The organism is Streptococcus mitis, from assembly GCF_047459985.1.
Lineage (GTDB): Bacteria > Bacillota > Bacilli > Lactobacillales > Streptococcaceae > Streptococcus > Streptococcus mitis_DZ.
In genome coordinates this window covers 39,866-58,528 of the sequence record NZ_JASHHD010000009.1, presented here as the reverse complement: position 1 = coordinate 58,528, position 18,663 = coordinate 39,866, and the positions used below count along the sequence as shown (strand labels likewise).

Here is an 18,663-nt window from a genome sequence, read left to right as displayed (position 1 = left end):
ATGTTAGTATGGTAGTATGATAAGGAATAAAAAACGAGATTATATACTGACCTACAAGCAACCAGCGTCAAGAACATATAAGGGTTGGGAAGAAGAAGCCTTACCGATAGGCAATGGCTCTTTAGGGGCAAAAGTATTTGGGCTTATAGGGGCTGAGCGGATTCAATTCAATGAAAAAAGTCTCTGGTCTGGGGGTCCACTTCCTGATAGTTCAGATTATCAGGGTGGAAATCTTCAGAATCAATATGTTTTTTTAGCGGATATTCGGCAGGCTTTGGAGAAGAGAGACTACAATACTGCTAAGGAACTGGCTGAACAGCACCTGGTCGGGCCAAAAACGAGTCAATATGGGACCTATCTGTCCTTTGGGGATATTCACATTGAGTTTAGCAAGCAAGGTAAGACTTTGTCTCAGGTGACGAATTATCAGAGACAGCTTAATATCAGTAAAGCGCTTGCGACGACTTCTTATGTCTATAAGGGAACGAGATTTGAACGTGAAGCTTTTGCCAGTTTTCCAGATGATCTCTTGATTCAGCGCTTTACTAAGGAAGGGGCGGAAACTCTAGATTTTACTATAGAACTGTCGTTAAGTCGTGATTTGGTTTCTGATGGAAAGTATGAGCGGGAAAAATCTGATTACAAGGAGTGCCAGCTGGATATCTCTTCTTCTCATATCTTGATGAAGGGGCGGGTTAAGGATAATGACCTCCAGTTTGCTAGTTATCTAGCTTGGGAAACGGATGGGGACATTAGAGTCTGGTCAGATAAGGTTCAGATATCAGGAGCCAGTTATGCTAATCTCTTCTTGGCGGCTAAGACAGATTTTGCCCAAAATCCTGCTAGCAATTATCGTAAGAAAATAGATTTAGAGCAACAGGTACAGAACTTGGTGAAGATAGCTAAAGAAAAGGGCTATGCCCAATTGAAATCAAGGCATATTCAGGACTACCAAGCCTTATTCCAGCGTGTTCAATTGGATTTGGGAGTTGATGTTGACACATCCACTACAGATGATTTGCTAAAAAATTATAAGCCACAAGAGGGTCAGGCTTTGGAGGAGTTGTTCTTCCAGTATGGACGGTATTTATTGATTAGTTCTTCTAGAGACTGCCCAGATGCTCTACCAGCTAATCTACAGGGAGTCTGGAATGCGGTCGATAATCCTCCGTGGAATTCGGACTATCACTTAAATATCAATCTGCAGATGAATTATTGGCCAGCCTATGTTACCAATCTCCTAGAGACGGCCTTTCCAGTCATCAACTATGTAGATGATTTGCGTGTTTATGGTCGTCTAGCCGCTGCAAGGTATGCAGGAATCGTCTCTCAGGAAGGGGAGGAGAAGGGTTGGTTGGTTCACACACAAGCGACTCCCTTTGGTTGGACGGCACCTGGTTGGGATTACTATTGGGGGTGGTCACCAGCTGCCAATGCGTGGATGATGCAAACTATTTATGAAGCCTATTCATTTTACAGGGACCAAGACTATCTCAGGGAGAAAATTTATCCCATGTTGAGGGAAACAGTTCGTTTTTGGAATGCTTTTTTACATGAAGATCAGCAGGCGCAACGTTGGGTGTCTTCTCCGTCTTATTCCCCAGAACATGGTCCGATTTCGATTGGCAATACCTATGACCAATCTCTGATTTGGCAGTTATTTCATGATTTTATTCAGGCTGCTCAGGAATTGGGTCTGGATGAGGACTTGTTGACTGAGGTTAAGGAGAAGTTTGATTTACTAAATCCTTTGCAAATCACTCAATCTGGTCGAATCAGGGAGTGGTATGAGGAGGAAGAGCAGCATTTTCAAAATGAGAAAGTGGAGGCCCAGCATCGGCACGCTTCCCATCTAGTGGGACTCTATCCTGGCACTCTCTTTAGCTATATGGGGCAAGAGTATCTTGATGCGGCGCGTGCTAGTCTCAATGATCGTGGAGATGGAGGCACAGGCTGGTCTAAGGCTAATAAGATTAATCTCTGGGCGCGTCTAGGAGATGGCAATCGAGCCTACAAATTATTAGCAGAGCAGTTAAAGTCATCCACCTTGCCAAATCTTTGGTGTAGCCATCCTCCTTTTCAGATAGATGGTAATTTTGGTGCTACGAGTGGCATGGCAGAAATGTTACTCCAGTCTCATACATCTTATCTGGTGCCTCTAGCCGCCCTACCTGATGCCTGGTCAAGTGGTTCTGTTTCAGGATTAGTGGCACGTGGATATTTTGAAGTTAGCATGAGCTGGGCGGATAAAAAACTTTTACAGTTGACCATTTTATCAAGAAGTGGGGGAGATTTGCGAGTCTCTTATCCAGGTATTGAGAAGAGTGTGATTGAAATGAATCAAGAAAAAGTAGAAGCGAAATGCATGGGGAAAGATTGTATTTCTGTGCCAACAGCAGAAGGGGATCTTGTTCAATTTTATTTTTAAGAAGATGTTAGAAGGCAGTAGTTTGAGACTGCCTTTTAATAAGGATTTGAGAATGTAAGCAGTTTCCAACTAGTTGAAAAAGGGTTATAATGGTAGTAGGAAGTAATTTGTTTGAGAGAGGGTGAGTATGATGGCTTATATTGAGATGAAACATTGTTACAAGCGTTATCAGGTTGGGGACACGGAGATTGTGGCCAATCGTGATGTGAATTTTGAGATTGAAAAGGGGGAGCTGGTGATCATTCTTGGTGCGTCTGGTGCAGGTAAGTCAACGGTTCTTAACCTTCTTGGGGGAATGGACACCAATGATGAAGGGGAAATCTGGATTGATGGTGTCAATATTGCAGACTATAGTTCCCACCAGCGCACCAATTACCGTAGAAATGATGTCGGTTTTGTTTTTCAGTTTTACAATCTAGTTTCCAATCTGACAGCTAAGGAAAATGTGGAGTTGGCCTCAGAAATCGTAACGGATGCCTTGAATCCTGAGCAGGTTTTGACAGATGTAGGTCTGGCTCATCGTCTCAACAACTTTCCAGCCCAGCTTTCTGGAGGGGAGCAACAGCGAGTCTCCATTGCACGCGCAGTAGCCAAAAATCCTAAAATTCTCCTTTGTGATGAACCGACTGGAGCCTTGGATTATCAGACAGGCAAGCAAGTCTTGAAGATTCTCCAAGACATGTCTCGTCAAAAGGGAGCGACGGTGATTATCGTGACTCACAATAGCGCATTAGCACCTATTGCTGATCGCGTGATTCATATGCACGATGCCAGTGTCAAGGATGTGGTGATCAACCAGCATCCTCAGGATATCGATACATTGGAGTACTAGCATGATGAAGCGAAAAACCTATTGGAAGGACTTGATTCAGTCCTTCACAGGCTCCAAGGGGCGTTTTTTATCCATCTTGACCTTGATGATGTTGGGGTCTCTAGCTCTAGTAGGCCTCAAAGTAACTAGTCCCAATATGGAGGCGACAGCCAATGCTTATTTAACAACTGCTCAAACCTTGGATTTGGGAGTTATGTCTAACTATGGCTTGGATCAAGCAGATCAAGAAGAACTAGAACAGACAGAGGGCGCAGAGGTAGAGTTTGGCTATTTGACAGATGTAACTATGGATAATGGGCAGGATGCCATTCGGCTATATTCCAAACCAGAGCGAATTTCAACCTTTCAGCTAAGGGAGGGGCGACTTCCGCAGTCAGATCAGGAAATCGCTTTAGCTAGTCATTTGCAAGGTCAATATCGTGTGGGACAGGAGATTAGCTTTAAAGAAAAAGAAGGCAGTCATTCCTCTTTAAAAGACCATATCTATACCATTACTGGTTTTGTTGATTCAGCTGAAATCCTCTCTCAGAGAGATATGGGCTACGCAGTAAGTGGAAGTGGGACTCTGACAGCTTATGGAGTGATTTTACCTAGTCAGTTTGATCAGAAAGTCTACAATATAGCACGCTTAAAATATCAAGATTTGTCAGGTTTAAATGCTTTCTCAGCAGCTTATGAAGAAAAATCCAAACAGCATCAGGAAGATCTAGAACAAACTCTGTCAGATAATGGCAAGGCACGTCTGCAACTCTTGAAAAAAGAAGGACAAGAGTCTCTTGTCAAGGGCCAAGAGACCCTTGTCAAGGCTGAGACTAATTTGCAGGAAGGAAAGCGTCGTTTAGCAACTGCGCAAGCTCGTTTACAGGCTCAGGAGAGTCAACTAGCCTTGCTTCCTCAAGCCCAGAGAGAGCAGGCCAGTACTCAACTTACCCAAGCCAAGCAGGAATTGGGTAAGGAAGAGGACAAACTAAAGCAGGCTGAACAAAATCTAGCCCAAGAAAAGGAAAAATTAGAAAGACATCAGCAAGTCTTGGATGATTTAGCTGAGCCAAAGTATCAAGTATATAATCGTCAGACCATACCTGGCGGTCAAGGCTACCTCATGTACAGTAATGCTTCAGCCAGTATTCGGGCAGTGGGCAATATCTTTCCTGTAGTGCTTTATGCCGTAGCTGCTATGGTGACCTTTACAACCATGACTCGTTTTGTGGATGAAGAGCGAACACATGCAGGGATTTTTAAGGCCTTGGGCTATCGTAGCAAGGATATTATCGCTAAATTTCTCCTCTATGGTCTAGTAGCTGGGACTGTCGGAACAGCTCTAGGTAGTATACTTGGACATTATTTACTAGCCGGTGTGATTTCAAGTGTTATTACAAAAGGTATGGTAGTGGGAGAAACCCAGATTCAGTTCTATTGGACCTATAGCTTACTGGCTCTTGCTTTAAGTTGGTTGGCGAGTGTGTTACCAGCCTATCTGGTGGCTCGTAGGGAACTTCATGACGAAGCAGCCCAGCTTTTATTACCTAAACCACCTGTCAAAGGGGCTAAAATCTTACTGGAGCGCATCGGTTTTATCTGGCGTCGTCTTAGTTTTACTCATAAGGTAACAGCCCGCAATATCTTTCGTTATAAGCAGCGGATGTTGATGACAATCTTTGGTGTGGCAGGTTCTATAGCTCTGCTCTTTGCTGGTTTGGGAATCCAATCCTCTGTAGCAGGAGTTCCGTCTAGACAGTTTCAACAAATCCAACAGTATCAGATGATTGTCTCTGAAAATCCTAGTGCGACCAATCAGGACAAGGCAGAGCTAGAAGAAGTATTGAAAGGGAAAGATATTCAAGCCTACCAGAAAATCTATTCTAAAACGCTAGACAAGGATTTCAAAGTTAAGGCTGGTCTTCAAACCATTACTCTTATGATGACAGATAAGGGAGATTTGACCCCCTTTATCCATCTTCAAAATCATCAGCAGGAACTGACATTAAAGGATGGCGTCGTTATCACAGCTAAACTCGCCCAGCTGGCAGGTGTCAAGGTTGGGGAGAACCTAGAAATTGAAGGTAAGGAGCTAAAGGTCGCTGCCATTGCTGAGAATTACGTTGGTCACTTTATTTATATGAGTCAGGCTAGCTATGAGCAAATTTACGGACAGGTGCCCCAAGCCAACACTTATCTGGTTACGTTAAAGGATACCCGTGCTACTAGTATCGAAAGTCAGGCAGGCTTACTTATGAATCAATCTGCGGTGTCCAGTGTTGTCCAGAATGCTTCAGCCATTCGACTCTTTGACTCCGTCGCCAGCTCACTCAATCAGACCATGACCATCTTGGTCATCGTATCGGTTCTGTTAGCTATTGTTATTCTTTATAATCTGACTAATATCAACGTAGCTGAGAGAATCCGTGAACTCTCCACTATCAAGGTTCTCGGTTTTCATAATAATGAAGTCACCCTCTACATTTACCGTGAGACGATTGTGCTGTCCCTTGTGGGTATCGTCCTTGGTCTGGTAGCTGGTTTCTATTTACACCAATTTTTAATTCAAATGATTTCGCCTGCGACTATTCTCTTTTATCCGCAGGTAGGCTGGGAAGTCTATGTAATCCCCGTGACGGCAGTAAGCATTATTTTAACCTTGCTTGGTTTCCTTGTTAATCGCCATCTGAGAAAGGTTGATATGCTTGAAGCCTTGAAATCTGTAGAGTAATTTAGTTGTTTTTATCAGATCGAACTTGAATTTACTCGTAAATCATGACCACCCGCATAGCGGGTGGTTTTTTTGTCTCGCACCTAACGGAGCGAGACGGACTAATAGTCACATAATTATAAGGCTAATAGTATTAATTTCACTATCAGCCTTACAGGTTATTTAACGTTTCAGAAAAACTATAATGTCAAGATTAACTAAACAGTATCTAATTCCTTCAAATAATTTTCTATCTTCATCAACATTAAAGGATTGTTATAAATCTTACATAACTCTCTTGCTTCTATATAATAATTTTTGACTTGTTCTTTGTCTAGAAATTTGGTCCCAGCATTTCCTACAAGAATAAGTAGAGGAGCCAGTTGGTAGCTTGTCTGTCTTTGTTTACAGAGTTCAATCGTCTCAAGAGCTTCTTGGATGGCTTCGTTATATTTTTTCTTTGACACTAGGTAGTGAGCGTAGTTGTAACGAACTCTGATGTAGCCAAATAAAAACTCTTGATGCTCAAAATTTTTTGTCTGATATAACTCCATCAAATGAGAGTAGTTTGCCTCATATTCTTGTTCACGACCCACTAAGGAATAGAAATTAGATAGAGTATTCAACGCCTTTAAATAAATCAGAGTATCTGAGGAGACTTTTAATAATATTTTTTCCAATGAAGAAATAGCCTCACACTTACTGTCATATTGATAGAAGTCAATAATAGCTTTAATCCATTCAAGATAAGTTCGGTCTTCTAGTGTTAGAAAAGTACTTCGCTCAATCTCTATTCTATAAATATATTCCAAATCGTCATAATTCCTATCATCTAATAGGCGAGCAGATAATTGCTTGAAATTAGAGAGGTTAGATTTAATTTCAATTTGTTCATTAAAAAAATAATCTAATGGCACTTCAAGTCGTTGGGAGAGTTTGAACAAAAGGTCTGCGGAGGGAATAAAATGACCTCTTTCAATTTTACTAATCTGACTTTGTTCACAAATTCCTTCTGCAAGAGTTTGTTGGGAGAGTCTCAACTCTTTTCTTTTCAATCTGAATTTCTCTGCGAGTGTATTCATTAAAGATAATAATCCTTCCTATTTGCTTAATTTCATTATAAAATTTTTAGTTCAAAATAGCAAGTTAAAGGAATAAATAATTCTTTATGGTAATAAAGTCAAAAAAAAGTTAAAAATTACATAAAAGTACTTGGCTAAATAAAATATATCTGTTAAAATAAGGATAATGAAAAAGAAAAGGGTTTCACGAATGAAGAAAAATCGTGAAATTCAAAAATTAGCTATATTAGCATTACTCGTTTTTTTACATTTAGTAACACAATTCCTTACCAACAATTCATTCAGAAGAATAAACAATTGGAGATTCGAGTGCAATCACAAAAGAAGTCCAATGGTCTTGATGTTGGGAAGGCTGAAGGAACGTGCAGTTAGAAAGGAGGAAAAAATAGGATACTATAATTCAGACTGAGATTTCTAATTAAAATATGTAGTTGCATTTCGCTCATTTTCATAATATTTCATTCAGAGGAGTAATAATATGTTAAAATTTAGAAAAGTAGTTGCATCATCCCTTGCCGTTTTGGCATTTAGTTTGGCTCTTCCTGTTTTGGCAGTTTCTCACCGTGGTGGCGAGTGGACCTATGGAGGCCATCATGATCCAAATAATTGGGGAGCATTTTCGAATTATTATCATGGTTCACGGGATCACTGGGCCTATGTTGAAAGTAATGGACGTGACAATCAAAAAACAGCTTATGCAGGAGCACGTAGTGCGGCCTATGCGTTTGTTAATACAAATTTTGGGGAGCAAGTTACATTTGATGCGGGATGGTAAAGAATAATTGAAGAAGATTCTTTTATCAATAGTTTAGTAAGCTTATTAGTTTATAGAGAGCAGGGGTATTTCTGCCCTCTATTTTAGAATAAGGAATGCACTATGAAAAAATTATTTATACTCATATCCAACCTGCTTGCTAGTTTGTTCTTTGTTTGGGTATTTACCATTTGGACTGATACATATGTCTCCCATTATTACCCCAACGTTGTTGTACGTGATTCTTCCCCTGAAACAACTTTTCAGCATGTTGCTACACGCTTGGAAAAACTAGCAGAAGAAACGGATAGCTTTATTGTGATTCAACACCAGGATCCTAACTTAGAAGGTACTCCAGTGTTTTCTTATACGACCTTTGGGAACGGAAAGTTGCCTGATGGGCTACAGGAAAAAAATTTAGAAGATGCTCAAAGTAGTAGTGTTGAAACAAACTATTTTGTATTCGATGGAAACCTAGATATTCACTTGCTAAGAGAGGAGCTAAGTCAACTTGGCTTGACTAACATGCACCTGATAATTCCATCTAAACTATCTACGTTAATGGCTATCTTTAGTAACGGATTTCAGTTAATCGGTTTATTGATTTTCATCTTAACCTTTGGAGCACTGACTTTAATTAGTCAAATTAGCCAATTACGGTCGTCGGGCATTCGCCTCATTTCAGGAGAGAAACGGTGGTCCATTTTCCTTAGACCAGTTGGTGAGGATTTGAAAGGGATAGCTGTTGGTTTCAGTTTAGCTGGCGTGCTCGCCATTCTTATGCAAAAAATTCTGTCGCTTCCAACGCAATCCCTAATGACCATAGGAGAAGGCTTGCTCAGTTATAATCTCATCTTGTTGTCGATCTCCCTGTTTTTCGCTCAACTCTTCGCAGTTGGGATAAAAAAGATACACCTGATGCAGATTATAAAAGGGCAAGTGCCTGTCAGAGGAATCATTAGTTTGATTTTAATCGGTCAACTATTAGCGATTATTATTGTAACGCTGGGAATAGGGAGTAGCTTAAAGTATTCCCAAGCCTGGCAACAGCATCGGATTGGACAAGAGGCTTGGAGCCAGGAGAGGCAACTGATTACCCTATCAATCAGCCGTGAAGGAACGAGTCCTGGTTTTGATGAACAAGCTCAAAGGAAACTCAGAACTTGGTATCAATTGATGGATCTGGCTGTTTCAGAACAAAAGGCTTTCTTATCTAGACACCAGTTAATTGACCGTACTTTGCAAAATGGCATGGCTTCCTCCAAAAACTTTATAACCTCTACAGAATGGCACGATTACAGCCCGAATGGCAATGTCCTTATCGTCACACCGCAATACTTGAAGCGTCAAAACATTCCTGTAGATACAACTATTGAGCAAAAGATGAATCACCTTGATGTAGGGGAGTTTGTCTTATTGCTGCCTGAACACCTCCGTTCAGAGGAAGAACATTATAAATCTGTTTTTGAAGACGACTTAACCAGTCGCATGTCTAGTCGAGATGAACGACAGCAAATGACTGCTACGGTAGGTTATTTGGAATCAGGTCAGGATCGTTTTGTGTATAATACGACCCCTATTTCTTACCAGCAGTTTTTGAAAGATCCAATCATCATTGTTATAACACCCCAATCAACTGGTCCACAGTCCATTCTGTTTTGGGTAGACGCAGTACAGAACTACGTTCTCTTTAATCAATTGTCTGATGCCCAGGAGCTTATCCAGAGACAAGGCATTGAAAATTGGGTCTCAGAAATGCAAACAGGTTACCACAACTACATCACATTATTGGATAATATCCAGAGGGAACGTTGGGTAATGCTAGCAGGAGCTGTGCTTGGGATTGCAACTTCAATCTTGTTGTTTAACACTATGAATAGGCTCTACTTTGAAGAATTTAGACGTGCCATTTTTATCAAACGCATTGCAGGTCTCAGGTTCTTAGAAATCCATCGCACTTATCTCTTTGCTCAACTGGGTGTGTTTTTACTGGGATTTGTTGCGAGTGTATTTCTTATGGTAGAGATAGTAGTTGCTTTCTTAGTCTCGTTACTCTTTACTGGTCTATCTCTTTTACAGTTACATGTCCAAATGCAGAAAGAAAACAAGATGTCCATGCTTGTTTTGAAGGGAGGTTAATATGATTGAACTTAAACAGGTGAGTAAATCTTTTGGAGAACGAGAGTTATTTTCGAATCTTTCAATGACATTTGAGGCTGGAAAAGTCTATGCCTTAATTGGTTCAAGTGGTAGCGGAAAAACAACCTTGATGAACATGATTGGGAAATTAGAATCTTATGATGGGACGATTTTTTACCGAGGTAAAGACTTGGCCAATTATAAATCGAGTGATTTTTTCCGTCACGAATTGGGCTACCTCTTCCAGAACTTTGGCTTAATTGAAAACCAAAGTATTGAAGAAAACCTTAAGCTAGGTCTCATTGGTCAAAAGTTGAGTCGGTCGGAACAGCGGTTGAGACAGAAGCAGGCTTTAGAACAGGTCGGCCTAGCTTATCTTGACCTAGATAAGCGCATCTTTGAGTTATCGGGCGGAGAATCGCAACGGGTTGCCTTGGCAAAAGTTATCTTAAAGAATCCACCCCTTATTCTGGCAGATGAGCCAACAGCTTCAATAGACCCAGCAACCTCTCAGTTGATTATGGAGATTTTGCTATCTCTTCGAGATGATAATAGGCTAATCATTATCGCAACACATAATCCGGCAATTTGGGAGATAGCTGATGAAGTGTTCACGATGGATCGTCTGAAATAAAAATCCTTGTTTTTAATTGCACGATGAGTTACTGAAATATTATCATGAATCAATAATTGGAGTTAATTTAGAATTGTACTTTATTAATATTGAGGTAACTTTTTCTTGATAAGGGAAGAAATAGTGGAGAGGAAGTTAGAATGAAAAAATTCGACAATTATATTATTGAGAAGCCTTGCGATTCTAATTCAGATAAACTGCAAAAAATCTTAATAATTGAAAGTTTGGTAGATGATATTTTGCAATTTTCTCTCAGAATCAATAATAGTGTAGGAGAGATTTTCCTCCTACAACTGTTTCAAAAGAAATATTTACCCATTGGGAGAAGATGTTGCAGTGGATAATGTGTTACTCACTGAAAAATATAATTTTCAACTAAAAGATTTTGAAGGATTAATAATTAAAGAATAAGAAAAATCCTCCGTTTCAAAGAGCAGGGAACTCTTTGTGACAGAGGATTTTTTTCTATAGTTCTTTAGCTGCTGCAATTGCGGCTTCGAAGTTTGGCTCAGAATTGATATTGTCCACATATTCAACGTAGCGAATAGTATTGTCAGTATCAAGGACAAAGACTGCACGTGCTAATAGGTGCCATTCATTGATTAAGAGGGCATAATCACGTCCAAAGGAATGGTCGAAATAGTCTGAGAGCATGATGGCATTTTCAATGCCTTCAGCACCACACCAACGTTTTTGGGCAAAAGGTAGGTCCATGGAAACAGTCAATACGACCGTGTTGTCCAGTCCAGCCAGTTCTTCATTAAAGCGACGCGTTTGAGTTGAGCAGATACCTGTATCGATAGAAGGCACGACACTCAAGACTTTTTTCTTCCCATCAAAATCAGCCAGAGATTTTTTAGAAAGGTCTGTCGTAGTGAGAGAAAAATCAAGTGCCTTGTCGCCGACTTGTAGTTGTTTACCTGTAAAGCTCACAGGATTTCCGAGGAAAGTTACCATAAGATACTCCAATCTTTTTTCTTCCATTGTAGCTGAAACAGTTAGAATTTTCCAATGATTTGACTGGAAATGTGGGCATAGAAAAAACGTCAATTCGGAAAAGAATGACGTTTTTCAGAGGCTTATTTTGCCAATCCTTCAGCAATCTTGTCAAGGTTGTATTTCATCATGTTGTAGTAGCTATCGCCTTCTTTACCTTGTTCTGCGATAGAGTCAGTAAAGATTTGTGCGTAGATTGGGATGTTTGTGTCTTGTGAAACAGTCTTCATTGGACGGTCATCCACACTTGATTCTACAAAGAGTGAAGGAACTTTTGTTTGGCGAAGTTTTTCAACCAAGGTCTTGATTTGGTCAGGTGTTCCTTCTTCTTCAGTGTTGATTTCCCAGATATAGGCACTTGGGACACCGTAGGCTTTAGAGAAGTATTTGAAGCATCCTTCGCTGGTTACGATCAATTTCTTCTCAGCAGGGATGTTGTTAAATTTCTCTTTAGCTTCCTTGTCAAGTTTGTCTAGCTTATCAGTATATTCTTTGAGATTTTTTTCGTAGAATTCCTTGTTGCTAGGGTCTTTAGCGCTCAATTGTTTTGCGATATTCTTAGCAAAAATAATCCCGTTTTCAAGGTTAAGCCAAGCGTGTGGATCTTCTTTGCCTTTTTCGTTTTGACCTTCAAGGTAGATAACATCAACGCCTTCGCTGACTGCAAAGTAGTCTTTGTTTTCAGTTTTCTTAGCATTTTCTACCAATTTTGTAAACCAAGCATTGCCACCTGTTTCAAGGTTGATACCGTTATAGAAAATCAAATCAGCTTGAGAAGTTTTCTTAACGTCTTCAGGGAGTGGTTCGTATTCGTGTGGGTCTTGACCAACAGGAACGATACTGTGAAGATCAATCTTATCACCAGCAATATTTTTAGTAATATCAGCGATGATTGAGTTTGTAGCAACAACTTTTAGTTTTTGACCAGAAGCTGCATCTTTTTTTCCGCTAGCACATGCTACAAGAGCAATGACAGAAAGAAAAAGAACGAGTAATGTACCTAATTTTTTCATTAGATCCTCCAATTTATTGGGGTTTTGCCCCTTATTTTAACAAATGTTTATTTTTCAGTTTCAAATATCGTTGTTTTGGAGCGATAAAGAAGCTAATGAGAAAGAAACTAGCGGCTGTAAGCACGATACTAGAACCTGCCGCAACGTTAAAGCTATAGCCGATAAAGAGTCCTAAAACTGAAGCTGTAGCTCCAAAGGTTGAGGAAAGGAAAATCATGCTTTTTAGGCTATTAGCATAGAGATAAGCAGTTGCCGCTGGGGTAATCAGCATGGCTACAATCAGGATAGTTCCGACACTTTGCATGGCTGTCACAGACACGAGAGTCAGGAGTACCATGAGAAGGTAGTGATAGAAATTGACAGGCATTCCCATGGCTTTAGCCAAGAGTTCATCAAAGGAAGTTATCAAGAGTTGCTTGAAGAAAATCCAGATTAACAAGAGAATGGCTGCACCAACACCCATAGTAATAAACATATCCGTATCTTGGACGGCCAGGATATTACCAAAAAGGATATGGAAAAGGTCAGTTGAACTTTTAGCGACACTAATCAAGATGATACCGAGGGCTAAGAAAGAAGAAAAGGTAATGCCGATGGCGGTATCGCTTTTGATAATCGAGTTCCCCTTGATGTAGGTAATGATGATGGCAGCTAGCAGTCCAAAGACAATGGCTCCGATAAAGAAGTCAAGGCCCAAGATGAAGGAGAGGGCTACACCTGGTAAGACAGCATGCGAAATGGCATCTCCCATGAGTGACATCCCACGTAGAATGATGAAACATCCTACAGCTCCAGCTACGACCCCGATGACAATAGCTGTTATCAAGGCATTTTGGAGAAAGTGGAAGTTCTGCAATCCATCTATAAATTCTGCAATCATAGGTCACCTCCATTGAAAAAGAGTCGATTACCGTAAGCTTCTTTAAGATTGGCTTCGGTAAAGGTTTCTTTGGTCGGACCAAAAGCAATCACTTCTCGATTGACAAGCAAGACTTGATCGAAGTAGTGGGGAACCTTGCTGAGGTCGTGGTGGACGATGAGAACCGTCTTCCCAGCTTTTTTCAGATCTCTCAGCGTATTCATGATGATTTCCTCACTGACTGAGTCAATCCCAACAAAGGGTTCATCCAAGAGGATATAGTCGGCTTCCTGCACCAAACATCTGGCAATCAAGACCCGCTGGAATTGACCTCCAGACAGTTGACTGATTTGCCGTTCAGCGTAGTCAGCTAGGCCGACGATTTCAAGGGCTTCTTGCACTTTCTTCCAATGTTTAGCATTTAAACTTCGAAAGAGAGGAATAGAGGGAAATAGTCCTAACGAGACGCATTCCTTGACCTTGATGGGAAAGTTGTAGTCGATATTGATTTTTTGTTCGACATAGGCGATTCGATGTAAGGATTTTTTAACTTCCTTGTCATCGAGAAATGCCTGACCTTGATGTGGGATAATTCCCAGCATACCTTTTAATAGTGTTGATTTCCCAGCGCCGTTTGGACCAATGATACCGATAATTGTTGGTCCATGGAGCACTAGTGAAATATCCTTAAGTGCCAACGTTTCTTTGTAGGAGACACTGAGGTTTTCGATACGTATCATACAGTTGTATTCCTCCTGACTCTTAATATACATTAAAAAAAAAATTAAGTCAAGTTAATTTTTAAAAAAATTAAAATATTAATAGTAAAACATTTAAGTTTTTTTAATCTTGTATTTTAATTGCATTCCCAGGTAATTTTTGTTAAGCTAAAAACAAGTACAAATGAAAGCGAGAACAAGATGACACGTTATCAAGACGATTTTTATGATGCTATCAATGGAGAATGGCAGAAGACAGCTGAAATCCCAGCAGATAAGTCTCAAACGGGAGGTTTTGTTGATTTAGATCAGGAAATTGAAGACCTGATGTTGGCGACAACAGACAAGTGGTTGGCAGGAGAAGAGGTGCCTGAGGATGCTATTTTGGCAAATTTTGTCAAATACCACCGCCTAGTTCGTGATTTTGACAAGAGAGAAGCTGACGGTATCAAACCTGTCTTACCACTTCTTAAAGAATTCCAAGAATTGGAGACTTTTGCAGATTTTACTGCTAGACTAGCAGAGTTTGAACTTGCTGGAAAACCTAACTTCCTTCCTTTTGGTGTATCACCAGACTTTATGGATGCCAGAATCAATGTTCTATGGGCTAGCGCTCCAAGCACGATCCTGCCAGATACGACCTACTATGCAGAAGACCATCCTCAGCGCGAAGAGCTCTTGACTCTTTGGAAAGAAAGCAGCGCAAATCTCCTCAAGGCTTATGATTTCTCTGATGCAGAAATTGAAGACTTGCTTGATAAAAGACTAGAATTGGACCGTCGAGTTGCGGCAGTGGTGCTCTCTAATGAAGAAAGTTCAGAGTATGCTAAACTCTACCATCCATATTCATATGAAGACTTCAAAAAATTCGCACCTGCTCTACCTTTGGATGACTTCTTCCAAGCCGTTCTTGGGCAAGTACCAGACAAGGTTATCGTAGACGAGGAACGTTTCTGGCAAGCAGCAGATCAATTCTATAGTGAAGAGGCTTGGCCTCTCCTCAAGGCAACCTTAATTTTAAGTGTTGTTAATCTCTCAACCAGCTATTTAACAGAAGAAATCCGTGTCTTGTCAGGTGCCTATAGCCGGGCGCTTTCAGGTGTTCCAGAAGCCAAAGACAAGGTCAAGGCAGCCTACCAGTTAGCACAAGGTCCTTTCAAACAAGCCTTGGGTCTCTGGTATGCCCATGAAAAATTCTCTCCAGAGGCTAAGGCAGATGTAGAGAAAAAAGTGGCAACTATGATTGATGTCTATAAGGAACGCTTGGCTAAAAATGACTGGCTGACTCCTGAAACTCGTGACAAGGCCATCGTCAAACTCAATGTCATTAAGCCTTATATCGGTTACCCAGAAGAATTGCCAGCACGCTACAAGGACAAGGTAGTGGATGAGACTGCTAGTCTTTTTGACAATGCTCTAGCCTTTGCGCGTGTGGAAATCAAGCACAGTTGGAGCAAGTGGAACCAGCCTGTAGACTACAAGGAGTGGGGAATGCCTGCTCATATGGTCAATGCCTACTACAATCCACAGAAGAATCTGATTGTTTTCCCAGCGGCTATTTTACAGGCTCCTTTCTATGACTTGCATCAGTCATCTTCTGCTAACTACGGCGGTATTGGGGCAGTTATTGCCCATGAAATTTCCCACGCCTTTGATACTAACGGAGCTTCCTTTGATGAAAATGGTAGCCTTAAGGATTGGTGGACAGAGAGCGACTATGCTGCCTTCAAGGAGAAAACACAAAAAGTTATTGACCAATTTGATGGACAGGATTCTTATGGAGCAACCATCAACGGTAAATTGACTGTGTCAGAAAACGTAGCTGACTTGGGAGGAATCGCTGCAGCACTTGAAGCAGCCAAGAGAGAGTCAGACTTCTTAGCAGAGGAATTTTTCCATAACTTTGGCCGTATTTGGCGCATGAAAGGTCGCCCAGAATTTATGAAACTTTTGGCTAGCGTTGATGTGCACGCGCCAGCTAAACTCCGTGTCAATGTACAAGTACCAAACTTCGATGATTTCTTTACAACCTATGATGTCAAAGAAGGTGATGGTATGTGGCGTTCACCAGAAGAGCGTGTGATTATTTGGTAATGCAAAGAGACAAGTAATCAGAAAAAAGGCATCCAATCAGGTGTGAAAACCTTGATAGGATGCCTTTTATAATGGAAAGAATTGCTGTATAGTTTACTTATACTCTTCGAAAATCTCTTCAACCACGTCAGCTTTATCTGCAACTTCAAAGCGGTTCTTTGAGTAACCTGCGGCTGGTTTGCTCTTTGTTTTTCATTGAGTATTAAATTGCGATATACATAATCATCAGCTGACTAGAAAAAAGGATTGAAAGTTTTTTCGTGAGCAATAGTAGTAGCTGGACCATGCCCTGGATAGACGTCGTAGTTTGGTAGGGTGAAAAGTTGGGTTTGGATACTATGGAGAAGTTGCTCCGTACTACCAGTTGGAAGGTCGGTCCGCCCGATAGTTTCACGGAACAGAGCATCACCTGTCAAGACTAGGTGAGCATCAGGAAATACTAGGGAAACACCACCGATAGAATGTCCTGGTGTTGGCAAGACAGTGAAACGAAATTCCTCTAATTGGTATTCTTCATGAAAGACAAAGGTGTGCTCAGCTGGTTTTGCGACCACATCTGCCATATCATCGTGGCGGGGAAGCCCAGAGAGATTATCGACAGGAGTATAGAGCCAGCTGGCTTCGCTCTCTGCGATATAGACAGGAGGATTGCCAAAAGTTTCGCGAACTAAGTCCAGACTCATGATATGGTCATAATGAGCGTGGGTCAAGAGAATAGCGCAGATCGGTTTGTTGATCTTCTCAATTGTTTGACGAATAGCTTCCCAATGGCTACCAGGATCGACAACGATGAGGTGCTTTTCACCTTCTAGGTAATAGGTGTTTTCATAGGCAACAGGATTCACAGTTTTATGGATTTTCATACTAGCTCCAATCTCAAAGAATGTACTAAGATAAGTATAGCATAGTTAGGGAGAATAAGCATAAAAAGGAAATAGTTCTAGAAAGAAGAATACGGTTTGGATAAGAGAAATAAGCCCCGAATGAGTTTGAGGCTTAAACTGTTTTAATTTCCTGCGTAATATTTTTGGATTCCCTTGACAATCCCTTCAACCAGTTTATCTTGGTATTCACTACTACGGATTTTTTTGTTTTCTTCTGGATTGTCCATATATCCCATCTCTATCAAAACAGCTGGTTTAGCTGTTTCACGTAGGACAGCAAAGGTTGCTTGCAAGAGTCCGGCGTCCCTAGCTCCAGTTTCGACTAGTAGTGAAGAATGAATATCGGCTGCGAGACGATTACTTTCACTCATCCGTTCAGGATTGTTGTGCCAATCCTTGTTAATCTTGCTAGGGAAACCAGGTTCATCCTTGTAAGAATAGGTCTGGATACCTAGATTAACGGTTGTATCATTCCCTTTTGCATTGAAATGAAGGCTGATGAAAAAGTCGGCATTGGTCTTGTTGACCATACGAGAACGCTCAGTAATAAAATCAACGTCTACATCACTGTCTCGAGAGGTGAGAACGGTGTAGCCGAGACCTTCTAATCGTTTACGTAGTTTACGATAAACTTGTAGGTTCAAGTCTTTTTCAGTTATGCCATAGTAATAAGCTCCGCGGTCCTTACCACCGTGTCCTGGATCGAGAAAGATAGTTTTAGAGTAATGTCCTTTTTGAAAACCTTGTGCTAATTCACGGACCCATTTCCCATTCCCTTGGAAGAGGTGGTTTTTACCATCCACAGCATAGGTTCCTGTAACATACACACCATCGTCCTTAAGATAGTACCAAGCTTGATAGTCTGGGTCGTAGATCCATTCTTTGTGGGCCATGTAGCCACCAGATTTGAGGTAGTAGGAACCAATCCATTGTTTTTGGGCATAGCGTCCGCCAGATTTTAGATAAAACCAACTAGAGTAGCTTTGGTCGTAGACCCATTCCTTATCAGCCATAGCACCGCTGGATTTGAGGTAGTAATCGCCCTTCCAGACATTGGCCAACATTCTACCGTAGCCATCAAAAGCATACCACTTGCCATTGATTTGGCTCCATTGGTTGGATAAATATTTACCTGACCCATTGATATAGTACCAATTATTTCCCATTTGGTACCAGCTGTTTTCAAGCAAATAGCCATGATTATCAAAGAGATAATCATCATAGAGAGTATCTGTAAATTTGACCCCAGTTTGACTATAAAAAGTCCACTTGCTTCCTTCTTTTACCCAGCCAGTCTGTATAGGTTGATTAGGTTTGGTTTCTTGCTCACTTGAACTAGTTGCACTTGACGAAGTTTCTGTACTAGCTTGTGAACTGCTAGCAGAAGTATTTGTAGAATTACTTGTTGAGCTATTGGTTGAACTAGTCATAGGGTTAGTAGTGGAATGACTTGTGTCGTCAGCCAAAACCACTTGGCTGGATAAGCCAAGAACAGCCAAGGCTAAAAGGGTCAGTCTTTTGTGTGATTTCATGTTGTTTA

14 protein-coding genes and 2 pseudogenes are annotated in these 18,663 nt (G+C 40.9%); 9 read left to right on the top strand and 7 right to left on the bottom strand.

Translation table 11 applies throughout. From position 1 onward, the window contains the following. Nucleotides 1–16 precede the first annotated feature (16 nt). The 3 genes from QM959_RS06425 (at nt 17) to QM959_RS06415 (ending at nt 5,970) form a co-directional block, all read left to right on the top strand. Complete coding sequence (locus tag QM959_RS06425; protein ID WP_414372168.1) at nt 17–2,428, top strand: glycosyl hydrolase family 95 catalytic domain-containing protein; 2,412 nt, start codon at nt 17–19, stop codon at nt 2,426–2,428. 130 nt (nt 2,429–2,558) lie between these two features. After that, nucleotides 2,559–3,260: an ABC transporter ATP-binding protein gene (locus tag QM959_RS06420; RefSeq protein ID WP_414372194.1), complete on the top strand. Its 702-nt coding sequence runs from the start codon at nt 2,559–2,561 to the stop codon at nt 3,258–3,260. 1 nt (nt 3,261) lies between these two features. Then, nucleotides 3,262–5,970 (top strand): FtsX-like permease family protein, encoded by a 2,709-nt coding sequence (locus QM959_RS06415; RefSeq protein WP_414372167.1) that lies wholly within the window; start codon nt 3,262–3,264, stop codon nt 5,968–5,970. 197 nt (nt 5,971–6,167) lie between these two features. On the opposite strand, the gene QM959_RS06410 is transcribed toward QM959_RS06415, so the two are convergent. Continuing rightward, complete coding sequence (locus QM959_RS06410; protein WP_414372165.1) at nt 6,168–7,031, bottom strand: helix-turn-helix domain-containing protein; 864 nt, start codon at nt 7,029–7,031, stop codon at nt 6,168–6,170. 190 nt (nt 7,032–7,221) lie between these two features. Here QM959_RS06410 and QM959_RS06405 point away from each other — a divergent pair. The 5 genes and pseudogenes from QM959_RS06405 to QM959_RS06385 all read left to right on the top strand — a co-directional run. Continuing rightward, a pseudogene (locus tag QM959_RS06405) lies at nt 7,222–7,403 on the top strand (PhrA family quorum-sensing system peptide). Between the two features lie 106 nt (nt 7,404–7,509). After that, a complete protein-coding gene (locus tag QM959_RS06400) occupies nt 7,510–7,806 on the top strand; it encodes a lactococcin 972 family bacteriocin (RefSeq protein WP_414372163.1) in 297 nt (98 codons plus the stop codon). Nucleotides 7,807–7,908: 102 nt separating this feature from the next. Next, nucleotides 7,909–9,924, top strand: a complete 2,016-nt coding sequence (locus QM959_RS06395) for a bacteriocin-associated integral membrane family protein (protein WP_414372161.1) — start codon at nt 7,909–7,911, stop codon at nt 9,922–9,924. Between the two features lies 1 nt (nt 9,925). Beyond that, a complete protein-coding gene (locus tag QM959_RS06390; RefSeq protein ID WP_414372160.1) occupies nt 9,926–10,558 on the top strand; it encodes an ABC transporter ATP-binding protein in 633 nt (210 codons plus the stop codon). Between the two features lie 140 nt (nt 10,559–10,698). Beyond that, nucleotides 10,699–10,857 (top strand): annotated as a pseudogene (locus tag QM959_RS06385) (competence protein ComA); the annotation flags it as partial. A 166-nt stretch (nt 10,858–11,023) separates the two neighbouring features. On the opposite strand, the gene tpx reads toward QM959_RS06385, so the two are convergent. From tpx to QM959_RS06365, 4 genes are all read right to left on the bottom strand, one after another. Further along, the gene (gene tpx / locus QM959_RS06380; protein ID WP_061366224.1) at nt 11,024–11,515 is read right to left on the bottom strand and encodes a thiol peroxidase; all 492 of its coding nucleotides are present in this window, start codon (nt 11,513–11,515) and stop codon (nt 11,024–11,026) included. A gap of 122 nt (nt 11,516–11,637) precedes the next feature. Next, nucleotides 11,638–12,567, bottom strand: a complete 930-nt coding sequence (gene psaA / locus QM959_RS06375) for a metal ABC transporter substrate-binding lipoprotein/adhesin PsaA (RefSeq protein ID WP_084888713.1) — start codon at nt 12,565–12,567, stop codon at nt 11,638–11,640. Between the two features lie 31 nt (nt 12,568–12,598). Further along, nucleotides 12,599–13,447, bottom strand: a complete 849-nt coding sequence (locus QM959_RS06370) for a metal ABC transporter permease (RefSeq protein ID WP_000559796.1) — start codon at nt 13,445–13,447, stop codon at nt 12,599–12,601. Next, a complete protein-coding gene (locus QM959_RS06365) occupies nt 13,444–14,166 on the bottom strand; it encodes a metal ABC transporter ATP-binding protein (RefSeq protein WP_414372157.1) in 723 nt (240 codons plus the stop codon). Before QM959_RS06365 ends, QM959_RS06370 begins: the two co-directional genes overlap by 4 nt. Before the next feature lie 180 nt (nt 14,167–14,346). Here QM959_RS06365 and pepO point away from each other — a divergent pair, with 180 nt between their 5' ends. Beyond that, complete coding sequence (pepO, locus tag QM959_RS06360) at nt 14,347–16,239, top strand: endopeptidase PepO (protein ID WP_414372155.1); 1,893 nt, start codon at nt 14,347–14,349, stop codon at nt 16,237–16,239. Nucleotides 16,240–16,472: 233 nt separating this feature from the next. Here the strand turns inward: pepO and QM959_RS06355 are convergent, their stop codons facing one another. Together QM959_RS06355 and QM959_RS06350 are read right to left on the bottom strand one after the other, a co-directional pair. Then, nucleotides 16,473–17,102 carry an MBL fold metallo-hydrolase gene (locus QM959_RS06355; RefSeq protein ID WP_414372153.1) on the bottom strand — a complete coding sequence of 210 codons (630 nt, stop codon included), beginning with the start codon at nt 17,100–17,102 and terminating at the stop codon, nt 16,473–16,475. Between the two features lie 143 nt (nt 17,103–17,245). Continuing rightward, nucleotides 17,246–18,655 (bottom strand): N-acetylmuramoyl-L-alanine amidase, encoded by a 1,410-nt coding sequence (locus QM959_RS06350; RefSeq protein ID WP_414372151.1) that lies wholly within the window; start codon nt 18,653–18,655, stop codon nt 17,246–17,248. Nucleotides 18,656–18,663: the final 8 nt, after the last annotated feature.